The organism is Actinoplanes sp. NBC_00393, assembly GCF_036053395.1.
Lineage (GTDB): Bacteria > Actinomycetota > Actinomycetes > Mycobacteriales > Micromonosporaceae > Actinoplanes.
This window is the reverse complement of record NZ_CP107942.1, coordinates 2,324,845-2,343,491: the sequence shown is the minus strand read 5'-3', so window position 1 is coordinate 2,343,491 and position 18,647 is coordinate 2,324,845. Positions and strand designations below refer to the sequence as shown.

Genomic DNA, 18,647 nt, shown 5'->3' with positions numbered 1-18,647 from the left:
CTGTCCACTGTGTAAATATGGGGTCCTGGAGGAACCACGGCGGGTCGCCCGGAGTCCAACCGTCATGAGACGCGGAGCAGTGGCATTCGTGCTGGCGGGCCTCCTCGCTGCCTGCGGGCAGACCGTCGTACCGGCAGCGACCACCCCGTCCGGATGGCTGGCGCTCCCGGATTCGCCGTTGGGCCCGCGCGATGCGGCGCTCGGCCTGTGGACGGGAAGCGAGGTGCTGCTCATCGGCGGCAGCAACGGGCGGCCCTGCCCACCCGCTGCCTCCTGCGTCAAAGGTCCTCCGCCGCTCACCGACGGAGCCGCCTTCGATCCGGCCACCAACCGCTGGCGCAAGATCGCCGACTCGCCCGTGCCGTTGGCCTTCGGGCAGGGCGTGGTCATCGGTTCGGCGGCCTACATCCTGCCGGATGCGGGGGCCGAGCAACTCCTCGTCTACCAGGTCGATCATGACGAGTGGACGCGGGTGCCGCTGCCGTCGAGCGGCGGCTATCAGCTGCTTGCCGCAGGCGACCGGCTCGTGGCCTACCAGAACTCCGACGAGACCCGCCGCGGCAAGGACTACCTCTTCGACCCCCGGACGGCGACGTGGTCCGAGCTGCCACCCGATCCGCTGAGCGCCGCCTACCTCCGGACGATGGCCTGGACCGGCAGTGAACTCGTCCTTTTCGACCACGAGACGGTCCCGAACCCCGGCTCCGAGAAGCCGTCGCTCACCCGGGCCGCCGCACTGAACCTCACGACCGGATCATGGCGGCGGCTGCCCGACTCCACCATCCTGGGCACCGGCCCGTGGCTCACCGCAGGCGACCAGCTGATCAATCCGACGCTCGGCGGCGAGGACGGGGGCAAGGTCAACAACTGGGGACGGATTTATCCGTACGGCGGAAGCGTCGCCCCCTCGACCGGCGTCTGGTCACCGCTGCCGAACCCACCCGCCGGCACCTCGACCGCCGCGGGCGCGCGCACCGGCACGACGGCGGTCTACCTCGGCAATCATGGCTTCGTGCTCGACATGACAACCGGCGCCTGGCAGCCAGTCCCCGCCATTCCCGGCGACGATGTCACCGGACGAACGGTCGTCGCGGCCGGCGTACGCATGATGGTCTTCGGTGGAGCCCGATGGGATCCCACCCCGGCCGTTGTTGCCGACGCCTGGATCTGGACGCCCTGATCGTTCGTCAGCTGACGGCCTGGATCACGTAGAGCCCGCCGAGCGCGGTGGCCACCGCGCCCAGCAGCAGGCGCAGGCCGCGCTCGGGCAGAAACGGTTGCAGCCGGGCGCCGAGGTAGCCGCCGACGAGCCCGCCGAGACCACAGAGCAGGCCGAGCGTCCAGTACGGGGCGATGTCGCCGGGCGCGGTCAGCGACAGGACGCCGTAGGTGGCGGCGCCGACGATCGAGGCCAGGAACGTCGAGGCCAGCGCGGCCGGTGCGACCTGGGTCATCGGGGTGCCGCGCCCGGCCAGGATCGGGCCGAGAATGGAGCCGCCGCCGATGCCGTAGATGCCGCCGACCGTACCGGTGATGAGGCTCAGCCCGAGGATGGTGCGCGACGACAGCGGCGGCCGATCCGGGATGCCGGGCCGCAGCGCGCGGGCGCAGAGCCAGGCGCCGAGCGGGAGCAGGACAGCGGCGGCGACCAGGCGGAAGACCTGGGCGCCGGGGATGGCGAAGACCCGGATGATCGCGCCGAGGATCACGCCGGGCACCGTGCCGGCGATCAGCAGCCGGGCGAGTGGGCCGGTGAGCTGGCCGTTGCGGCGGTAGCGGAGCAGCGCGCCCGGCCCGGCGACCACGTTGTACAGCAGGTTCGTGGGGGTGACCGCCGGGCTGGGCACGTGCAGCACGCTGAGCTGGACAGGCAGCAGGAACACCGCGCCGGACACCCCGACGGGCGTGGTGACGATGGAGATCACCAGCCCGGCGAGGAACCCGGTGATCCCGGCCTGCCAGGTCATGATCAACAAGCTAGTGACCAATTGTTACAGCGGCTCCGGCGGCACGACCCGCATGACGATCTAGCCGGCCGACCGCCCGTGCCCGGCAACATGCCGCTTGCACGGCGGCCAGAATCGTCCCGCAACCCAAAACCGCACCAGCCGTCAGCCAGCCAACCCAGCTGACACCCAGCGTCGCCTCCCGCGGCCGGAAGCAGCGCCACCGGTCAGCCAGCCAACCCAGCTGACACCCAGCGTCACCTCCCGCAGCCGGAAGCAGCGCCACCGGTCAGCCAGCCAACCCAGCTGACACCCAGCGTCACCTCCCGCAGCCTGAAGCAGCACCACCGGTCAGCCAGCCAACCCAGCTGACACCCAGCGTCACCTCCCGCAGCCTGAAGCAGCACCACCGGTCAGCCAGCCAACCCAGCTGACACCCAGCGTCACCTCCCGCAGCCTGAAGCAGCACCACCGGTCAGCCAGCCAACCCAGCTGACACCCAGCGTCACCTCCCGCAGCCGGAAGCAGCACCACCGGTCAGCCAGCCAACCCAGCTGACACCCAGCGTCACCTCCCGCAGCCTGAAGCAGCACCACCGGTCAGCCAGCCAACCCAGCTGACACCCAGCGTCACCTCCCGCGACCTGAAGCAGCACTAGCGGTCAGCCAGCCAACTCAGCTGACGGTCAGCGTCGCCTCCCGTGTGCCGAGACAGCAGCAGCCGTCAGCCGAGCAATCCGGCTGACGGCAGATGCTGCTTCCCGCGGGCTGAGGCAGCATCCGCCGTCAGCCAGGCGGCGCGGGTGCCCGTCTGCGGCAGGACGCGCGCCGGTGGGGCCGTTGATGACCCTGACTGGCCACTGAGCGGCCCGTTGCGAGCGCCGGTCCGCCGCCGGAGCTGGACCCGCGACCGGCGGGGCGGGCCGCGACCGGCGGGGCGGGCCGCGACCGGCGGGGCGGGCCGCGACCGGCGGGGCGGGCCGCGACCGGCGGGGCGGGGTCGGGGGGTCAGATGCCGGGTAGGCCGGCCAGGCCGGCGAGCAGGCCCAGCACTGCGCAGACGCCCAGCACACGCAGGACCGACCATTTTGCCTTGAAGATCAGTGCGGCGGCGATGATGGCGATGGCTACCGGGGTCCAGCGGATGGTGTCCAGCTGTGGCAGCTGCAAGTTGAGGGGGCCGGCGGTGATCGTCTGGGTTGAGCTGAACAGGGTGTGCATGGCGAAGTAGAGGCCCAGGTTGGCGATCACGCCGACCACGGCGGCGGTGATGCCGGTCAAGGCTGCGGACAGGGCGTGGTTGCCGCGGAGCCGTTCCACATATGGGGCGCCCAGCAGGATGAACAGGAAGCACGGTACGAACGTCACCCACGTGGTCAGCAACGATGCCACCACGCCGGCCACCCACGGGGACAGTGCGCCGGGGTTGTGGAAGGCGCCCAGGAAGGCGACGAACTGTACGACCATGATGAGCGGGCCGGGGGTGGTCTCGGCCAGGGCCAGGCCGCGCACCATGTCGCCCGCGGAGAGCCAGGCGTAGTGTTCCACCGCGCGCTGGGCTACGAAGGCGAGCACCGCGTACGCGCCGCCGAAGGTGACCACCGCTGTGCCGGAGAAGAACAGGCCCTGTTGGGTGTAGACACTGCCGGTCCCGGTGGTCAGGGCGAACAGCGCCACCGGCAGCAACCACACCACCAGGCCGACGATGAGGATCGTCGCTGCGCGGCGGGTCGACGGGCGGTCGTGGTGCAGGGCGTCGTCGGAGATCAGCGGCTCCGGGCCGTCGGAGCCGCCGCCGTGACCGCCGCCGCTGGTCACCAGCTGCGGGCGCCAGCGGTGCAGTGCCCAGCCGGCGAGGGCGGCCAGGGCGATGACGATCGGGAACGGTACGCCGAAGACGGCCAGGGCCACGAACGCTGCCACCGCGAAGCCGATCAGCAGCGGACTGTTCAGAGCCCGGCTGCCGACGCGCCACACCGCCTGGGCGACGATCGCCACGACCGCGGGCGCCAGGCCGGCGAAGAGCGCGGTGACCAGGCGGGTGTCGCCGTACCCGGCGTAGATGGCTGACAGGGCCAGCAGCGCGACCATGCCGGGCAGCACGAACAGGGTGCCGGCGACCAGGCCGCCGCGCAGGCCGTTGAGCAGCCAGCCGACGTAGATAGCCAGCTGTTGAGCCTCCGGGCCGGGCAGCAGCATGCAGTAGTTCAGGGCGTGCAGGAAGCGTTTCTGGCCGATCCAGCGGCGCTCGTCGACCAGGTGCCGCTGCATGACCGCGATCTGGCCGGCGGGGCCGCCGAAGGTTTGCAGGGAGATCGCGAACCAGGCGCGGACCGCGTCACGGAACGGTACGACGTCGCGCCGCACCTCGGGGGTGGCGGTCATGCGGGCGGCCGGTTCAGGAGGAGGGCGCGGCGCTGGTGCTCGTACAGGCCGTCGAAGATCGGGCCGGTGAGCGAAAGGACCTGTTCATCGTCGCAGACCATGGACAGGCCGCGCAGGATGACGTCGAAGCCGGGCGCCTCCGGGGCGTCGAACCGCTCGTCGTCGATGTCGGCCTCGTGGACGATCTCGGCGATCTTCCACAGCACCGGGTCGTGCAGCTCGTAGCGGCGCAGGATCGTCTCGAAGGTGCAGTCGCCGCCGTGGTGGCCCAGGTCGACGCCGCGCATGTCGAACGGGGTGGCGTCGGCGGGGACCGCGGCCGGGTCGGCGACGAACACGAACTCGGCGCCGGGGTCGACGTGGCGGCGGACCAGCCAGGCGCACGCGGCCCGGTCGATGTGCACTCCGGCACGGGTGGCCCATTTCATGACTGCTCCCAGTTGGCGATCTCGGCCGGGTCGGAGGGCTTGGCGATGTCGGCCGGGTCGGGCTCGGCCAGGGTTTGCACGGCCGCACGGGCCGCCTCACGTTCGCGCGGTGGAAAGAAGTCGCGCCGCCCGATGCGGTGCAGCTCGCTGCGCAGGCGCCGCAGTGCCCGGGCCTGGTCGGCGTGCGAGCCGTCGCGGGCTGCGGCCGCCTCGTCGATGACCGCCCGGTACTCGTCGGCGCGGGCCTGCTGCATCCCGGCGGCGATCTGCTGTTCCTGCGCAAGTGTGGACGCGGTGGCCAGCCAGACGGTGGCCGAGCCGTCCGCCTCACCGATCTCGTCGGCGAGCCAGTCGAGCTGCTCGCGGGTCCGCGCGTCGGCCGGCAGCGCAACCAGGCCGTCGCCGAGCCGGGCGACGCCGAGGCGCTCCAGTTTGCGCCACACCGCGATGCGCGGGCGGGACGGCTCGCGGGGCATCCGGTACGCCAGGAGGACCCATTGGCCTGGTTTGTCCAAGGCACACCACCCGCCTGTAACCATGGTTCCTCCGACGGCCCTCATGTAACCACGGTTACTCCGATAGGAGAAGGTCCGCGATGGCGGCGACGCCGGGTTCAATGGCGTGTCGCGGTGTGTCGCCGAAGCCGAGGACGAGTTGCGGGGCGGCGGCGCGGGTGCCGTGGCGCATACCGGCCATCCCGTAGAGGCCGACCCCGCGCCGCCGGGCCTCGTCGATGACCTGCCGCTCATCGGTGCCGCCCGGCAGGTGCAGGACGGCGTGGAAGCCGGCGGCCAGCCCGGTCACCGGCAGTCCGGGCACGTGCCGAATCAGGGCGTCGAGCAGGACGGCGCGGCGGGCGGCGTACTCGGTGCGGGCTCGCCGCAGGCTGCGGTCGTAGCGGCCGGATTCGATGAGCAGGCCGAGCGCCATCTGGTCCAGGGTCGGGCCGCCGCGGTCGGCCAGGTGCTTGGCCCGGGCCAGGGCGGGGAGCAGCGGCGGCGGGGCGACCAGCCAGCCGAGGCGCAGGGCCGGGGCCAGGGATTTGCTGACCGTGCCCAGCGAGACGACGTGGTCCGGGGCCAGGCCCTGCAGTGAGCCGACCGGGTCGCGGTCGTAGCGGAACTCGGCGTCGTAGTCGTCCTCGATGATCACGCCGTCGCGGCGGCGGGCCCAGGCGATCAGCTGTTGGCGGCGGGGTCCGGCCAGCGCCACCCCGGTGGGCCACTGATGGGCCGGGGTGACGACGACGGCGCGGGCCGGGGTGCGGTCGAGGGCGGCGACGTCGAGGCCGTCCGCGTCGACCGGCACCGGTACGGGCACGGCGGCCGTTGCCGGGGCGGTGCCCGGGTCCTCGTAGGCGACGGTGTCGATGCCGCGCCCGGCGAGCACGCGCAGGACCAGGCCGAGGCCCTGAGCCATGCCGGAGCAGAGGACCACCTGGTCGGCGGTGGCGGTGACGGCCCGGACCCGGCGCAGGTAGGCGGCGATCACCTCGCGGGCGCCGGGGTCGCCGAGCGGGTCGCCGTAGTCGAAGGCGGTGTTCGGCGCGGTCCGGCAGACCTCGCGGACCGCCCACGCCCAGTCCTCGCGGGGTGCGAGCCGCAGGTCGGGCACGCCGTGCCGGAAGTCGGCGATCATCCGGGCCGGCGGCGCGGCGGCCGGCGCGGGCGGGGGCGCCTCCGGCCGGGTGACCGCGGCCACCCGGGTGGCGGATCCGGGACGGCTGGTCAGGTAGCCCTCGGCCTGCAACTGCGCGTAGCAGTCCTGGACCAAGCCGCGGGACAGGCCCAGCGTGCGGGCCAGCTCCCGGGAGGAGGGCAACCGCTCGCCGGCGGCGAGGCGGCCGGTGCGGATGGCGTCACGCAACTGATTCTCGAGCTGCGACCGAAGCCCGGTACGACCGTCGCGATCGATCGTCACGAGCAGCTCGGGGCTCGAACCGGCCCACTCCACAGGCATGAAACCGGACCTTATCAGGGGTCCGGTTCGCTCCTAGCGTCGAAGTCATGACCACCGACGTGCGTACCCCTCAGTTGCTCTCCCCCGCCCTGCTGCGGTGCTTCGCCGCGATCGCGGCCTCGGCAATCGCCTTCTACCTGCCGCTGTCGGTGGTGCCGATGCTCGCGGAGCAGAGCGGCTCGGCGGGCGCGGGCAACGCCGGCCTGGCGACGGTCGCGCTGTTGCTGGCCACCGTCGCTGCCGGACTGGCAACGCCACGGCTGGTGTCCCGGGTCGGATACCGCTCGGCGCTGGGCATCGGGCTGGTTCTGCTCGGCGCCCCGACGATCGCCCTGACGGTCAGTGACAGCACCGCGGTGATCATCGCGGTGAGCGTGGTCCGCGGTGCCGGGTTCGCGATCTGCGCGGTCATCACGAACGCGATCACGGCGAAGCTCATCCCGGCCGATCGGCGCGGTGAGGGACTCGCGCTCGCCGGGGTGGTCTGCGGGCTGCCGAACCTGCTCGCCCTGCCGGCCGGCGTCTGGGTGGCCACGCACTGGGGGTTCGCGCCGGTGTTCGCCGTGGCGGCAGCGGTTCCGTTAGGAGCCGTTCTGTGCGTGCCCGGACTGCCGCGATTCGCGGCGCCGGTCACGACCGGGAGCGGTCAGAGTGTGATCGCAGGACTCAGGAACGCGATGCTCGTACGCCCGAGTTTGATCTTTGCAGTCTCGACGGCGGCAGCCGGAGTCCTGGTCACCTTCCTGCCGCTGGCCGTCGGCGGCGCCTCGGCCTGCGTGGCCGTGGCCGCGCTGCTGGCCCAGCCCGCGGCTGCCACCCTGGCCCGGTGGGTCGCCGGGCGCCTCGGTGATCGATACGGCAACGCGCGCCAACTCGCCCCCGGCCTGCTCCTGGCCGCGACCGGCATGGCCGCGCTGGCCTGCACCAGCGTGCCGGCCGCGGTGATCGGTGGCGCGCTGGTCTTCGGCGCCGGCTTCGGGGTGCTGCAGAACGCGACGCTGACCCTGATGTACGCGCATGCCGCGGACGGCGGCGAGGGCGCGGTGAGCGCGATCTGGAACGCCGCCTACGACCTGGGAATGGCCGCCGGGGCACTGGGCGCCGGGCTGGTCGCCGCATCGGCCGGATACCCCGCGGCGTTTCTGCTCACCGCGGTCGTGATGCTCCCGGCGTTCGTGCTCATCCGTCGCGACCGCTCCGCCGGTGATGGCACGTGCCGGTGAAGATCCCGGCGAGCTGGCCGGCCAGCGCGGACCGGGCGGCCTGCTCGGTGATCGCGGCCGGCTCGCTGTACGCATGCAGCTTGAGCCCGTCGACCATGGCGAGCAGCCCCGCCGCCGCAGCCTGCTCGTCGACGCCGGGCTCCACCTCGCCGCACTCCTTGCCGTTGTGGACCGCCTGCGCAAGACGGGCCCGGACCTGGGCGTTGCTCTGCCCCAGCGCCTCGGCCAGCCGCGGGTTGTCCACGGTCCGGCCGGTGTAGGCGAGCTCGACCCGGCACTCGCGTCGCCGGCGCTCGTCGAGCGGCAGCAGTTCGGTCAGGACGCCGAGCAGGATCTGCTCGATCCGGGCGCCGGCCTTGTCGGCGCTGTCCGCGTCGGCCAGGACCCGCTCCTCGATCCGGGCCCGGAGCTGCGTGAACGCGTGCAGCAGCATGTCGTCCTTGGTCGGGAAGTAGTGCTGCACCAGCCCGACCGAGATGCCGGCCTCGGCGGCGGTGCGGGCCACGGTGACCGCGCCGAAGCCGTCGGTGGCGACGAGGTGTTCGACCGCGGCGGCGACCTGGCGGCGGCGGGCTTCGTGATCGGCGGTGCGAGCCATTGCATAACCATATACCGGTACGGTATATCTCGATAATCGTATCGCCATATGGTTTTGGAGGCCCGTGGATGAAGTGGCTGGTAGCGATCCTCATGGCAGTGACGCCCCAGGTGCCCACCGCCGACATCGACACCTACATGCGGGAGTATCGCGTCGCCAACCGGATCCCCGGGCTGGCGTACGCGGTCGTCGGCCGCGACGGGGTGATCTCGCAGGCGACCCTGGGCGAGGTGACCGCGCAGACCCCGTTCCTGATCGGCTCGGTCTCCAAACCGGTCACCGCGACGGCGGTGATGCGGCTGGTGGAGGCGGGCCGCGTCGGGCTCGACGATCTGGTCCGCCAGCATCTGCCCTGGTTCCAGCTCGCCGGCGGCGCCGACGGCGTCACGGTGCGGCACCTGCTCACCCACACCAGCGGCCTGGCGCAGTGGGCCTCGCGCACCGACCGCTTCGACAACAGCGCCGACGGGCTCGCCCGCTCGGTGCGCGATCTCGCTTCCGTGCGGCCGAAGAGCGTGCCGGGTACGGCGCACGAGTACAGCGACGCCAACTACATGGTTCTCGGCGCGCTGGTCGAGGAGGTCAGCGGTCAGTCGTTCGGCGACTTCCTGCATCGGGAGGTGCTGGATCCGCTCGGCATGACGCACTCGGCGACCACGGCGGAGGAGGCATCGCGGGTCGGGCTGCCTGCCGGGCATAGGTACTGGTTCGGGCAGCCGCGCCGGTTCGACGCCGGGTATGACACCTCGGGCGTGCCGTACGGATACCTCGCGGCGAGCCTGGAAGACATGAGCCGGTTCGCTGCGGCCCAGCTCCGGCTCCCGCCGCCGGAGGGCCTGGTCGACACGGGCAACGGCGGGCAGTACGGCCTCGGCTGGCGCACGAGCCGCCTCGACGGCACCGGTGATCGCCTCGTCTGGCATGCCGGCGCGACTCCGGGCTATTTCGCCCACCTCGTGCTGGTGCCCGACTCCGGCATCGCGGTGATCGTCCTGGCCAACAGCTACAGCTTGGGCATGGACGGGCGGCTCGCCGCCGCGGCGTTCGACCTCGCCCGCCTCACGCTCGGCGCCGCACCGATGCCGGCCCCCGGCGGCGATCCGCTGCTCGACGGGGCGCCCTACGCGCTGCTCGCGGTGGCAGCGATGCTGCTGGGAGGCGTCGTGTGGTCAGTGGTCCGGCTGGTCCGGCCGCGGGGACGAGTGCGCCGCAGCCGGGTCATCATGGTGGTCGCGGGTTGCGCGGTTGTCGCCGGCGGTGTCGCGGCGATACCCGGCATGCTGGGCGGCGACCTCGGTCAGGCCCTGTTGTGGACGCCGGACATCGGCTGGTCCATCGTGGCGGTCATCGTGCTCGCCTGCGCGCTGGCACTCGCCCGCGTCGGCGCCGCGGTCCACTCGGCCCGCAGCAGGACGGACACCGCGTAGGGGTCGATCTCGCCTGCGTACCGCATGCCGATCCGCTGCATCACGGCGCGCGACCGCACGTTGTCCCGCTCCGCGCACGAGACCACGGCCTGGGCGCGGAGGACGTCGAAGGCATACGCCAGACCGGCCTGGCCGATCTCCGCCGCGTAACCGCGCCCCCAGAACTCGTGGCGCAGCGCCCAGCCGAGCTCGACCCAGTCCGCGTGCGCAGGAAAGGGATCCCGGCTCTCATGAACGGCACGGACCCAGGGAAAATCCGGAAGGAAGGCGTAGATCCGCCCCCAATCGTCGTCGACCGGCGTGCGCGACAGCCCACCACGCCCGACGACCTCGCCGGTCACCCGGTCATAGGCGATCCATTTGTGTACGCCGTGCAGGCGCCACGATTCACCCATCTCCGCCGCGCGCTGCCGGGCCTGCTCCAGGGTCGGCTTCGCGCCCTCATACCAGCGCCACACCTCATCGTCGGCGTGCACGAGCCACAGATCAGCGGCGTTCGCCGGACCGACCGGCACCAGCCGCAGGCGCGGCGTCAACACTTCCATGCCGGGCGAGGGTACGCCGGGGTAGCCGGATGGCGCTGAAAATTAGAGGATCGATCGTCATGGAGATCATCGAGGCGCCGGCGGTCGTCACCAAGGATGAGCGGCACTACGCGGGTATTCGTACGGTGACGCCGTTCCGCGGAATGTTCGCCGTCCGCGACCAGCTGATGAAGGAGCTGTACGACCGGCCCGGCAACCTCTTCTTCCGGCTGCACGTGATCGACATGGCCGGGCCGATGGAGGTCGAGGTCGGCGCGCTCACCGGCGAGCCGGTGCAGGCTGACGGCCGGATCACCGCGGGGGTGCTCCCGGCCGGCCGGTACGCGCGGATGGTCTACGTAGGCCACGGGCGGCGGGCGAACCGCACGTTGCTGGAGTGGATCCGGGCGCAGGGCCTGACGATGGACGTCGTGGAGGACCCGTCCGGCGACCGGTTCGGCTGCCGCTACGAGGAGTACCTCACCGATCCCCGCACCGAGCGGATGAAGACCCGCTGGCAGATCGAGCTGGCGATCCGGCTGGCGTGACAACCGGGGGCCCGGTGAGCCGGGCCCCCGGGTCGGGCTCAGCCCAGGGCGTTCAGGAACGGCTCGTGACTGTTCCGGAACTCCCATCCGTAGAATTTGTCCCAGTTGATCGACCAGGTCATCAGTCCACGGAAGTTCGGGTTGGTGCCGCTGCGCGGGGTGTAGCTGCCGCAGTTCGTGCCCTTGACCAGGCAGTTCACCGCCTGCTGGACGCCGGGCGGCGAGACGTAGCCGTTGCCGGCGCTGACCGAGCTGGGCGCGCCGAACGCGATCTGGTCCTCGCGCAGCGCGGGGAACACGTTGGCCGTGTTGCCGGCCACCGGGAAGCCGGCGAGCAGCATGTCGGTCATCGCGATGTGGAAGTCGGCGCCGCCCATCGAGTGGTACTGGTTGTCCAGGCCCATGATCGAACCGGAGTTGTAGTCCTGGACGTGCAGCACGGTGATGTCGTTGCGCAGGGCGTGGATCACCGGCAGGTACGAGCCGGCGCGCGGGTCCTGGCCACCCCACGGCCCGGAGCCGTAGTACTGGTAGCCGAGCTGGACGAAGAACGTCTCCGGGGCCATGGTGAGCACGAAGCCGGCGCCGTAGCGGGCCTTCAGGCTCTTCACCGCGTTGATCAAGTTGACGATCACCGGGGTGGTCGGGTTCTTGAAGTCGGTGTCGCCGGTGTTCAGCGAGAGCGAGTGACCCTCGAAGTCGATGTCGACGCCGTCCAGGCCGTACTTGTCGATGATCGCGCTGACCGAGCTGACGAACTTGTCGCGCGCTGCGGTGGTGGTCAGCTGGACCTGGCCGTTCGCGCCGCCGATGGAGAGCAGCACCTTCTTGCCGGCGGCGCGCTTGGCCTTGATCGCCGCGATGAACTCGGCCTCGGTCTCCACGCCCGGGCACTCGGTGGCCGGGCAGAGGCTGAACCGGATGTCGCCGGAGGTCGCCGTGGTCGGCTCACCGAAGGCCAGGTTGATGATGTCCCAGTCGGCGGGCACGTCGGCCATCCGCAGGTAGCCGGAGCCGTTGGCGAAGCTGGAGTGCAGGTAGCCGATGAGCGCGTGCTTGGGCAGGCCACCGACCGGGATCGGGGTGCTCGGGCTGGTGCTCGGGCTGGTGCTCGGGCTCGGGCTCACGCTCGGCGACGCGGACGGTGAAGGCGACGGTGACGCGGACGAGCGGGACGGGGACGGCGACGGGTTCGTCGTGCCACCGCACGCGCCGTTGTTGATCCAGACGTCCCACTGGCCGCTCTTCAGGACCGGGTCCTCACCCTGGGTCCACCACTTCGCGGTGTAGTTGTTGCCGCCCTTGGAGACGACGTTGTCCTTGACGTAGACGGCGGACGCGCTCCAGGCGGAAGCGCAGGCCGCGGCGGCGCTCGCCATGGTGGCGACATAGACAAGTGAGCATGCGGCGGCCAGGGCAGCCGCCGCGGCAAGGATCGCGGATCGACGCATGGCCAATTATTAGGACTGTTTACTGAAGATGTAAATAGATGACGCTCAGCGTTGGTGTGGACTTCCACGATGACGGTGTGCCGGAAGTCCACAAGATCGCGAATGCCGGGTCCGGGCCGAGCGGTGACCGGCCCGGCGCCGGCGCTGTATCGGCGTCTGCGAACGGGTCGTGGGGGTTCGGCGAGGAGTTACGGCTGCCCGTGAGTCGCATGGTTTGCGAAACGGCAGCACACCCGCAGCGGGTGTAAGCACACCCGCTGCGGGTGTGGCCGCTTTCGCCGGAACACCCGCAGCGGGCATGGCCGCATTCGGCAGCGGTCGGCTGCCGGCTCTGGAACAAACGGACGACGGCGAGACCCCGGCCCCGAAAGCTCCCTACCGTGCCGGCGGCCCCGTACTTGACCGAACGGTGAGGGTGGTCGCCAGTTCCACCCCGATCTGCGCCGGGCTCTCCCCCCGCCCCAGGGCGAGCGCCATCTCGGTGGCCGCCACCGCCATCTCGGCAAGCGGCTGGTGAACCGTGGTCAACGGCGGATCCACCAGCTCGGTCACCGGCAGATCATCGAACCCGACCACGCTCAGCTCGTCCGGAATCCGCAGCCCCACCTCCCGCGCCGCCTGATAGACACCCAGCGCCTGCAGGTCGTTGCAGGCAAAGACGGCGGTCGGCCGGTCCGGCCGGGCAAGCAGGTCACGCGCAGCCTCCCGGCCGCCTTCCTGAGTCAGATCGGTACGCACGACGAGCGCCGGATCCACCGAGAGCCCCGCCGCCTCCAGCGCCGACCGATACCCGTCGAACCGCGCACTGCAGAACAACACCCGGTCCGGCCCGCCGACCATCGCGATCCGCCGGTGCCCCAGGTCGATCAGGTGCCGGGTGGCCGCCCGCCCGCCGGACCAGTTCGTCGCCCCGACGAACGGCACGTCGTCCGGCAGCTCGGAGGTCGGGTCGAAGACCACGAACGGGATGCCCTGCGCCCGCAGCTGGTCGCGTTCCTGCCGGGACAGCTGGGCGACGGTCACCACGCACACCGGCCGGCGCGACACCGCCCCGTCGATCCAGTAGCGGATGGTGCTGCCGTCCGGCCCGAACTCGGACAGCACGACGCCCAGCCGGTGCCGGCGGGCGGCCTGCTGCACCCCGCGGATGATCTCGACGCCCCACAGGCTTTCGATCTGCTCGAAGACCAGTTCGAGCGTGTTGCTGCGGGCCGGCGGGGTGGATTTGCGGTAGCCGTACGCGCTGATCAGCGCCTCGACCCGGGCCCGGGTGTCCGCCGCCACCCCGGACCGCCCGTTGATCACCTTGGAGACGGTCGGCACCGAGACGCCGGCCGTCTCCGCGATGTAGGAGATCGTCACCGGCCGGGACGGGTCGCCCGCACTCACGACGTGTAGTCCAGCCAGTCGAAGTGCACCGTGCCGGAGACCGCGTACATGCCGATCACCCGCCCGGTGAATCCGCCGGCGACCTCGGTCGACAGGTAGCGGCCGTCGAGCTCGGCGAGCACGTGGAACACGCCGTCCGGCCCCTCGACGCCGAGAACGACCGTGTCCGGGCCGTCCCGCGGATCCTGCACAGGTGCGGGGGTGATGTCGATCCGCAGGACGACCGGGCCGTCGGGCACTTCCCGGTCGCCGGCGACAGATCTGAGCGGCCCGATCCGGGCCCGCGCCGCGACGTGGCCCGCGGCCGCCTCCACCTCGTAGTGGTGGCGTTCGTCGAGCCGGACAGCCAGCCCACCACGGCCTTCGGAGGCGTCGAGACGGACCCGGATCCGGCAGGTGTGATCCTGCTGCCGCAGCCCGAGGAAGGTGACGTCCAGGTCGTCGAGGGTGCCGGGCCCGGCGTGCAGGGTCAGCCACCCGCTGCGGTCCTTGGTGGTGTACCGCTCGACGGGCCGGTGCCGCGGCGAGATCCAGCGCGGGTGCAGGTCGGCGGTGTCGAAGTCGTCGTGGCTGCGCGTACCGATGCCGGGTTTTGATGCGGTGAGCTCTCCGACGACCGGCCAGTCATCGACCCAGGTGACCGGCGCCAGGAACGTCTCGCGGCCGAGCACGTGCCAGCCGGGCGTGCCACCGCGCGGCCGCGCGCCGAGCAGCACCATCCACCACGAGCCGTCCGGGGCCTGGACCAGGTCGGCGTGCCCGGTGTTCTGGACCGGGTGGTCGGTGCCGCGGTGGGTCAGGATCGGGTTGGCCGGGCACGGCTCGAACGGCCCGGCCGGGGTGCGGCCGCGCGCGACCGCGACGCTGTGGCAGCGTTCGGTGCCGCCTTCGGCGATCACCAGATACCAGTACTCACCGATGCGGTACAGGTGCGGCGCCTCGGGCGCCTTGGCCGCCGGGGATCCGGACCAGATGGGGTACGGGGAACCGAGCGTCTCGCCCGTGCGGGGATCGAGGCGCACCTGGCTGACCCCGGCGACGGTGCAGTAACAGTTGCCGTCCTCGTCCCACGCCAGGTCCGGGTCGATGCCGGGCACTCCCCGCAGCGGGATCGGGTCGGACCACGGGCCAGCCGGGTCGGTGGCGGTGTAGAGCTTGTTGCCACCGTCGTTGACGTTCGTGACGATCAGGTGGAAGCGGCCGTCGTGATGCCGCAGCGTCGGCGCGTAGAGCCCGCCGGACGACGTCGTGCCCGCCGGCAGGCGCAGCTGCTCCGGCCGGTCGAGGGCGTTGCCGAGCTGCGTCCAGTTCAGCAGGTCGCGGCTGTGGAAGACCGGCAGACCGGGAAAGTACTCGAAGCTGGAGCAGACGAGGTAGTAGTCCTCGCCCACCCGGCAGATGCTCGGGTCCGGATAGAAGCCGGGCAGTACAGGGCTGGCCAACGTCGAGCCTCCGAAGAAAGTTTCAGGTGACGTTGTCGGACCGTATGCGCATTCGTCCACCTCAGTCAATGCTTTCATTGACTGCCGTCTTCGAAACACGTAGTGTCCCGCCCAGAAAGTTTCGAAGCGTTGCGAGGAGCCGCGCAGCGTTTCCGCGGATGCCGAGGCAAGCATCCGCACCCACACACCCGCACCGAGTGCTGGAGGCTCCGTGTCCTCATTAGCCACGCCGCGAAGGCGAATCACCATCGCGGCCATCGCCCTGTCCCTGCTCACCTTCCTGCTGATCGACGCCCGGCCCGCCGAGGCGCATGGATCGGCGATCGACCCGCCGTCGCGTCACTACGAGTGCGCCCGCCGGTGGGACACCGACTGGCAGAACCCGATCATGGCCACCCAGGATCCGATGTGCTGGCAGGCCTGGCAGGGCAACCCGGCCGCGATGTGGACCTGGAACGGTCTCATCCAGGACAACGTCCGCGACGATCACCCGGCGCGGGTCCCGGACGGGCAGCTGTGCGGCGGTGGCGACCCGACCTACGCCGCCCTGGACACCCCGGGCCGGTGGCGGGCCCGGGACGTGGCGAACACCTTCACCTGGACGATGCACGACCAGGCCCGGCACGGCGCCGCGTACGTCCGCATCTACGTGTCCAAGCAGGGCTTCGACCCGCTGACCCAGCGGCTGCGCTGGAGCGACCTGGAACTGGTCAAGGACACCGGCCCGTTCCCGGCCGAGGGCCCGACCACGACCGACCCGATCCTGAACGGCGTCTCCTACTCGTACGAGATCAGCGCCCCCGGCCGCACCGGCCGGCACATCGTGTTCGCCGTCTGGCGCGCCGGCCACGCCGACCAGAACTACTACATGTGCTCCGACGTCCGATTCCCCGGCGGGACCCCGGACCCGACGACGCCCCCGCCCCCGCCGCCGGGCGAGAACGACGGCTGCACGGCCCGCTGGTCGGCCGCCGGGCAGTGGGCCGGCGGCTTCCAGGGCGACGTCACGGTGACCGCCGGTCAGGCCGCGATCCGCGGTTGGACAGTGACGCTGGTGTTCCCGGACGGGCAGACCGTCGGCCAGTCGTGGAACGCCCAGGTCACCTCGGACGGTCCACGGGTGACCGCCCGCAACGTCGGCTACAACGGCGACCTCGCCGCCGGTGCCACAGCCTCCTTCGGGGTGATGGGCACCTGGCTCGGCGTCAACGGCGCACCCGCCCTCAGCTGCACCGCAACCGCCCGGTAGAAGGAGCCCGTACCGATGATGCGACAGATACCACGACGATCCGCCCTGGTCGCGGGCGGCGTGGCCGCCCTGCTGGTGGCCTGGATGATGACCGCGATCAGCGCGTACGCGGCGGCCGGGTGCCGGGTGACGTACACCGTCGCCGCGCAGTGGCAGGGTGGCTTCACCGCGAACGTCACCGTCGCCAACCTCGGCGACGCGGTCAACGGCTGGCGGCTGGAGTGGACGTTCCCGGCCGGCCAGAAGGTCACCCAGGCCTGGAACGCGACGGCCACCGCGACCGGGCACCGGGTCACCGCCACCAACGCGAGCTACAACGCGGCGATCGCGACCGGCGCGAGCGTGTCCTTCGGCTTCAACGGGTCCTGGTCGGGCAGCAACCCGGTGCCGGATTCGTTCGCCCTCAACGGCACCGCCTGCACCGGAACAGTGCCCACCTCGCCGTCGCCGTCCCCGTCGACCTCGGTGCCGCCGGCCGACGCCGCGGCGACCGTGGCCGCGATGCAGCCCGGCTGGAACCTGGGCAACACGCTCGACGCGATCCCCGACGAGACCGCCTGGGGCAACCCGCTGACCACCCAGGCGCTGCTGCGGCACGTGCGCTCGCAGGGCTACAACAGCATCCGGCTGCCGGTCACCTGGAGCAACCACCACGGCCCGGCGCCGGACTACACGATCGACGCGGCCTGGCTGAACCGGGTCAAGCAGATCGTCGACTGGTCCCTGGCCGAGGGCTTCTACGTGATGATCAATCTGCATCACGACTCCTGGCAGTGGATCAACACGTACCCCACCGACCGGACCACGGTGGCGAACCGCTACACGAAGCTGTGGACCCAGCTCAGCAGCACGTTCCGCGATCACTCGCCGAAGCTGGTGTTCGAGAGCATCAACGAGCCGACGTTCACCGGCACCGCCGACGACGCGGAGAACTACCGGCTGCTCGACGAATTGAACACCTCTTTCGTACGGATGGTGCGCTCTTCCGGCGGCGCCAACGCCACCCGGCTGCTGGTGCTGCCGACCCTGTACACCAACGCCGACCAGGGCCGGCTGGACGCGCTGAACGCCACCTTCGACGAGCTGGACGACCCGAATCTGGCCGCGACCGTGCACTTCTACGGGTTCTGGCCGTTCAGCGTCAACATCGCCGGCGGCACCCGGTACAACGCCGAGGTCGAGCAGGACCTGATCAGCACCTTCGACCGGGTGCACGACAGTTTCGTGGAGCGCGGCATCCCGGTCATCGTCGGCGAATGGGCGCTGCTCAACTGGGACCACAACCGGCCCGGGGTGATCGAGCGCGGCGAGTTCCTCAAGTTCATCGAGGCGTTCAGCTACCACGCCCGGATCCGGGACCTGACCACGATGGTCTGGGACGCCGGCCAGTTCCTCAACCGCAGCACGCTGCAGCAGCGGGACCCGGGCGTGTTCGCCATGATGAAGGCCGGCTGGACGACCCGCTCCGGCACCGCGTCCTCCGACCAGGTGTACGTGCCGCGTACCGGCGCGATCACCGCGAAGACGCTGACCCTGAATCTCAACGGCACCACGTTCGAGGGCCTGTGGCAGGGCGGCACCCGGTTGGTCCAGGGCAGCGACTACACGGTGTCCGGCAGCACGCTCACCCTGACCGCGGCGGCCGTGACGCGGCTGGCCGGCGACCGGGCGTACGGGGTCAACGCCACCCTGGAGGCCCGGTTCTCCGCCGGGGTGCCGTGGCCGATCAGCATCATCAGCTCCGACCCCCCGGCCCAGGCGAACACCACCGGCACCACCAGCTCGTTCGCCATCCCCACCCAGTTCCGCGGTGACCAGCTGGCCACCATGGAAGCCAAGTACGCCGACGGCAGCAACGCCGGGCCGGCGAGCTGGACGTCGTACAAGGAGTTCTGGACGCACTTCCAGCCCGACTACACCGCCGGCACGATCATCCTGAAGCCGGAGTTCTTCGCCGAGGTCAACGACGGGCCGGTGACGCTCACCTTCCACTTCTGGAGCGGCGCGAAGCTCACGTACGCCATCACCCGGGCCGGCACCACGGTGACCGGCACCGCGGGCTGACCCGGCGGGCCACCC

Annotated in this window: 15 protein-coding genes and 1 pseudogene; 6 read left to right on the top strand and 10 right to left on the bottom strand. The window is 71.3% G+C overall.

The window, feature by feature from the left end:
- Window positions 1-64 precede the first annotated feature (64 nt).
- The gene (locus OHA21_RS10715) at window positions 65-1,180 is read left to right on the top strand and encodes a hypothetical protein (RefSeq protein ID WP_328472748.1); all 1,116 of its coding nucleotides are present in this window, start codon (window positions 65-67) and stop codon (window positions 1,178-1,180) included.
- A 7-nt stretch (window positions 1,181-1,187) separates the two neighbouring features.
- On the opposite strand, the gene OHA21_RS10710 is transcribed toward OHA21_RS10715, so the two are convergent.
- The 5 genes from OHA21_RS10710 to pdxR form a co-directional block, all read right to left on the bottom strand.
- Window positions 1,188-1,967, bottom strand: coding sequence for a sulfite exporter TauE/SafE family protein (locus OHA21_RS10710; RefSeq protein WP_328472745.1), 780 nt, complete (start codon window positions 1,965-1,967; stop codon window positions 1,188-1,190).
- A 986-nt stretch (window positions 1,968-2,953) separates the two neighbouring features.
- Window positions 2,954-4,330, bottom strand: a complete 1,377-nt coding sequence (gene chrA, locus OHA21_RS10705) for a chromate efflux transporter (protein WP_328472743.1) — start codon at window positions 4,328-4,330, stop codon at window positions 2,954-2,956.
- Window positions 4,327-4,758, bottom strand: coding sequence for a chromate resistance protein ChrB domain-containing protein (locus OHA21_RS10700; RefSeq protein ID WP_328472741.1), 432 nt, complete (start codon window positions 4,756-4,758; stop codon window positions 4,327-4,329). Before OHA21_RS10700 ends, chrA begins: the two co-directional genes overlap by 4 nt.
- Complete coding sequence (locus tag OHA21_RS10695) at window positions 4,755-5,273, bottom strand: Chromate resistance protein ChrB (protein ID WP_328472739.1); 519 nt, start codon at window positions 5,271-5,273, stop codon at window positions 4,755-4,757. The genes OHA21_RS10700 and OHA21_RS10695 overlap by 4 nt, the downstream gene beginning before the upstream one ends.
- A gap of 55 nt (window positions 5,274-5,328) precedes the next feature.
- Window positions 5,329-6,717 carry a MocR-like pyridoxine biosynthesis transcription factor PdxR gene (gene pdxR / locus OHA21_RS10690; RefSeq protein ID WP_328472737.1) on the bottom strand — a complete coding sequence of 463 codons (1,389 nt, stop codon included), beginning with the start codon at window positions 6,715-6,717 and terminating at the stop codon, window positions 5,329-5,331.
- 47 nt (window positions 6,718-6,764) lie between these two features.
- Between pdxR and OHA21_RS10685 the strand changes: the two genes are divergently transcribed.
- Window positions 6,765-7,940 carry an MFS transporter gene (locus tag OHA21_RS10685; protein WP_328472735.1) on the top strand — a complete coding sequence of 392 codons (1,176 nt, stop codon included), beginning with the start codon at window positions 6,765-6,767 and terminating at the stop codon, window positions 7,938-7,940.
- On the opposite strand, the gene OHA21_RS10680 is transcribed toward OHA21_RS10685, so the two are convergent.
- On the bottom strand, window positions 7,897-8,538 hold the full coding sequence (locus tag OHA21_RS10680; RefSeq protein WP_328472733.1) for a TetR/AcrR family transcriptional regulator: 642 nt from the start codon (window positions 8,536-8,538) through the stop codon (window positions 7,897-7,899). The genes OHA21_RS10685 and OHA21_RS10680 overlap by 44 nt on opposite strands.
- 68 nt (window positions 8,539-8,606) lie before the next feature.
- Here OHA21_RS10680 and OHA21_RS10675 point away from each other — a divergent pair.
- A pseudogene (locus OHA21_RS10675) lies at window positions 8,607-9,563 on the top strand (serine hydrolase domain-containing protein); the annotation flags it as partial.
- A gap of 272 nt (window positions 9,564-9,835) precedes the next feature.
- On the opposite strand, the gene OHA21_RS10670 reads toward OHA21_RS10675, so the two are convergent.
- Complete coding sequence (locus OHA21_RS10670; RefSeq protein ID WP_328472731.1) at window positions 9,836-10,510, bottom strand: GNAT family N-acetyltransferase; 675 nt, start codon at window positions 10,508-10,510, stop codon at window positions 9,836-9,838.
- A gap of 59 nt (window positions 10,511-10,569) precedes the next feature.
- Here OHA21_RS10670 and OHA21_RS10665 point away from each other — a divergent pair, with 59 nt between their 5' ends.
- Window positions 10,570-11,037, top strand: coding sequence for a GyrI-like domain-containing protein (locus OHA21_RS10665; RefSeq protein ID WP_328472729.1), 468 nt, complete (start codon window positions 10,570-10,572; stop codon window positions 11,035-11,037).
- A 38-nt stretch (window positions 11,038-11,075) separates the two neighbouring features.
- On the opposite strand, the gene OHA21_RS10660 is transcribed toward OHA21_RS10665, so the two are convergent.
- The 3 genes from OHA21_RS10660 to OHA21_RS10650 form a co-directional block, all read right to left on the bottom strand.
- Complete coding sequence (locus OHA21_RS10660; RefSeq protein WP_328472727.1) at window positions 11,076-12,488, bottom strand: glycosyl hydrolase family 18 protein; 1,413 nt, start codon at window positions 12,486-12,488, stop codon at window positions 11,076-11,078.
- Window positions 12,489-12,863: 375 nt separating this feature from the next.
- Window positions 12,864-13,877, bottom strand: coding sequence for a LacI family DNA-binding transcriptional regulator (locus tag OHA21_RS10655; protein ID WP_328472725.1), 1,014 nt, complete (start codon window positions 13,875-13,877; stop codon window positions 12,864-12,866).
- On the bottom strand, window positions 13,874-15,319 hold the full coding sequence (locus OHA21_RS10650; protein WP_328472723.1) for a glycoside hydrolase family 43 protein: 1,446 nt from the start codon (window positions 15,317-15,319) through the stop codon (window positions 13,874-13,876). The genes OHA21_RS10655 and OHA21_RS10650 overlap by 4 nt, the downstream gene beginning before the upstream one ends.
- A gap of 211 nt (window positions 15,320-15,530) precedes the next feature.
- Between OHA21_RS10650 and OHA21_RS10645 the strand changes: the two genes are divergently transcribed.
- Window positions 15,531-16,568 carry a lytic polysaccharide monooxygenase auxiliary activity family 9 protein gene (locus OHA21_RS10645; protein WP_328472721.1) on the top strand — a complete coding sequence of 346 codons (1,038 nt, stop codon included), beginning with the start codon at window positions 15,531-15,533 and terminating at the stop codon, window positions 16,566-16,568.
- 15 nt (window positions 16,569-16,583) lie between these two features.
- Window positions 16,584-18,632 carry a cellulase family glycosylhydrolase gene (locus tag OHA21_RS10640; RefSeq protein ID WP_328472719.1) on the top strand — a complete coding sequence of 683 codons (2,049 nt, stop codon included), beginning with the start codon at window positions 16,584-16,586 and terminating at the stop codon, window positions 18,630-18,632.
- Window positions 18,633-18,647: the final 15 nt, after the last annotated feature.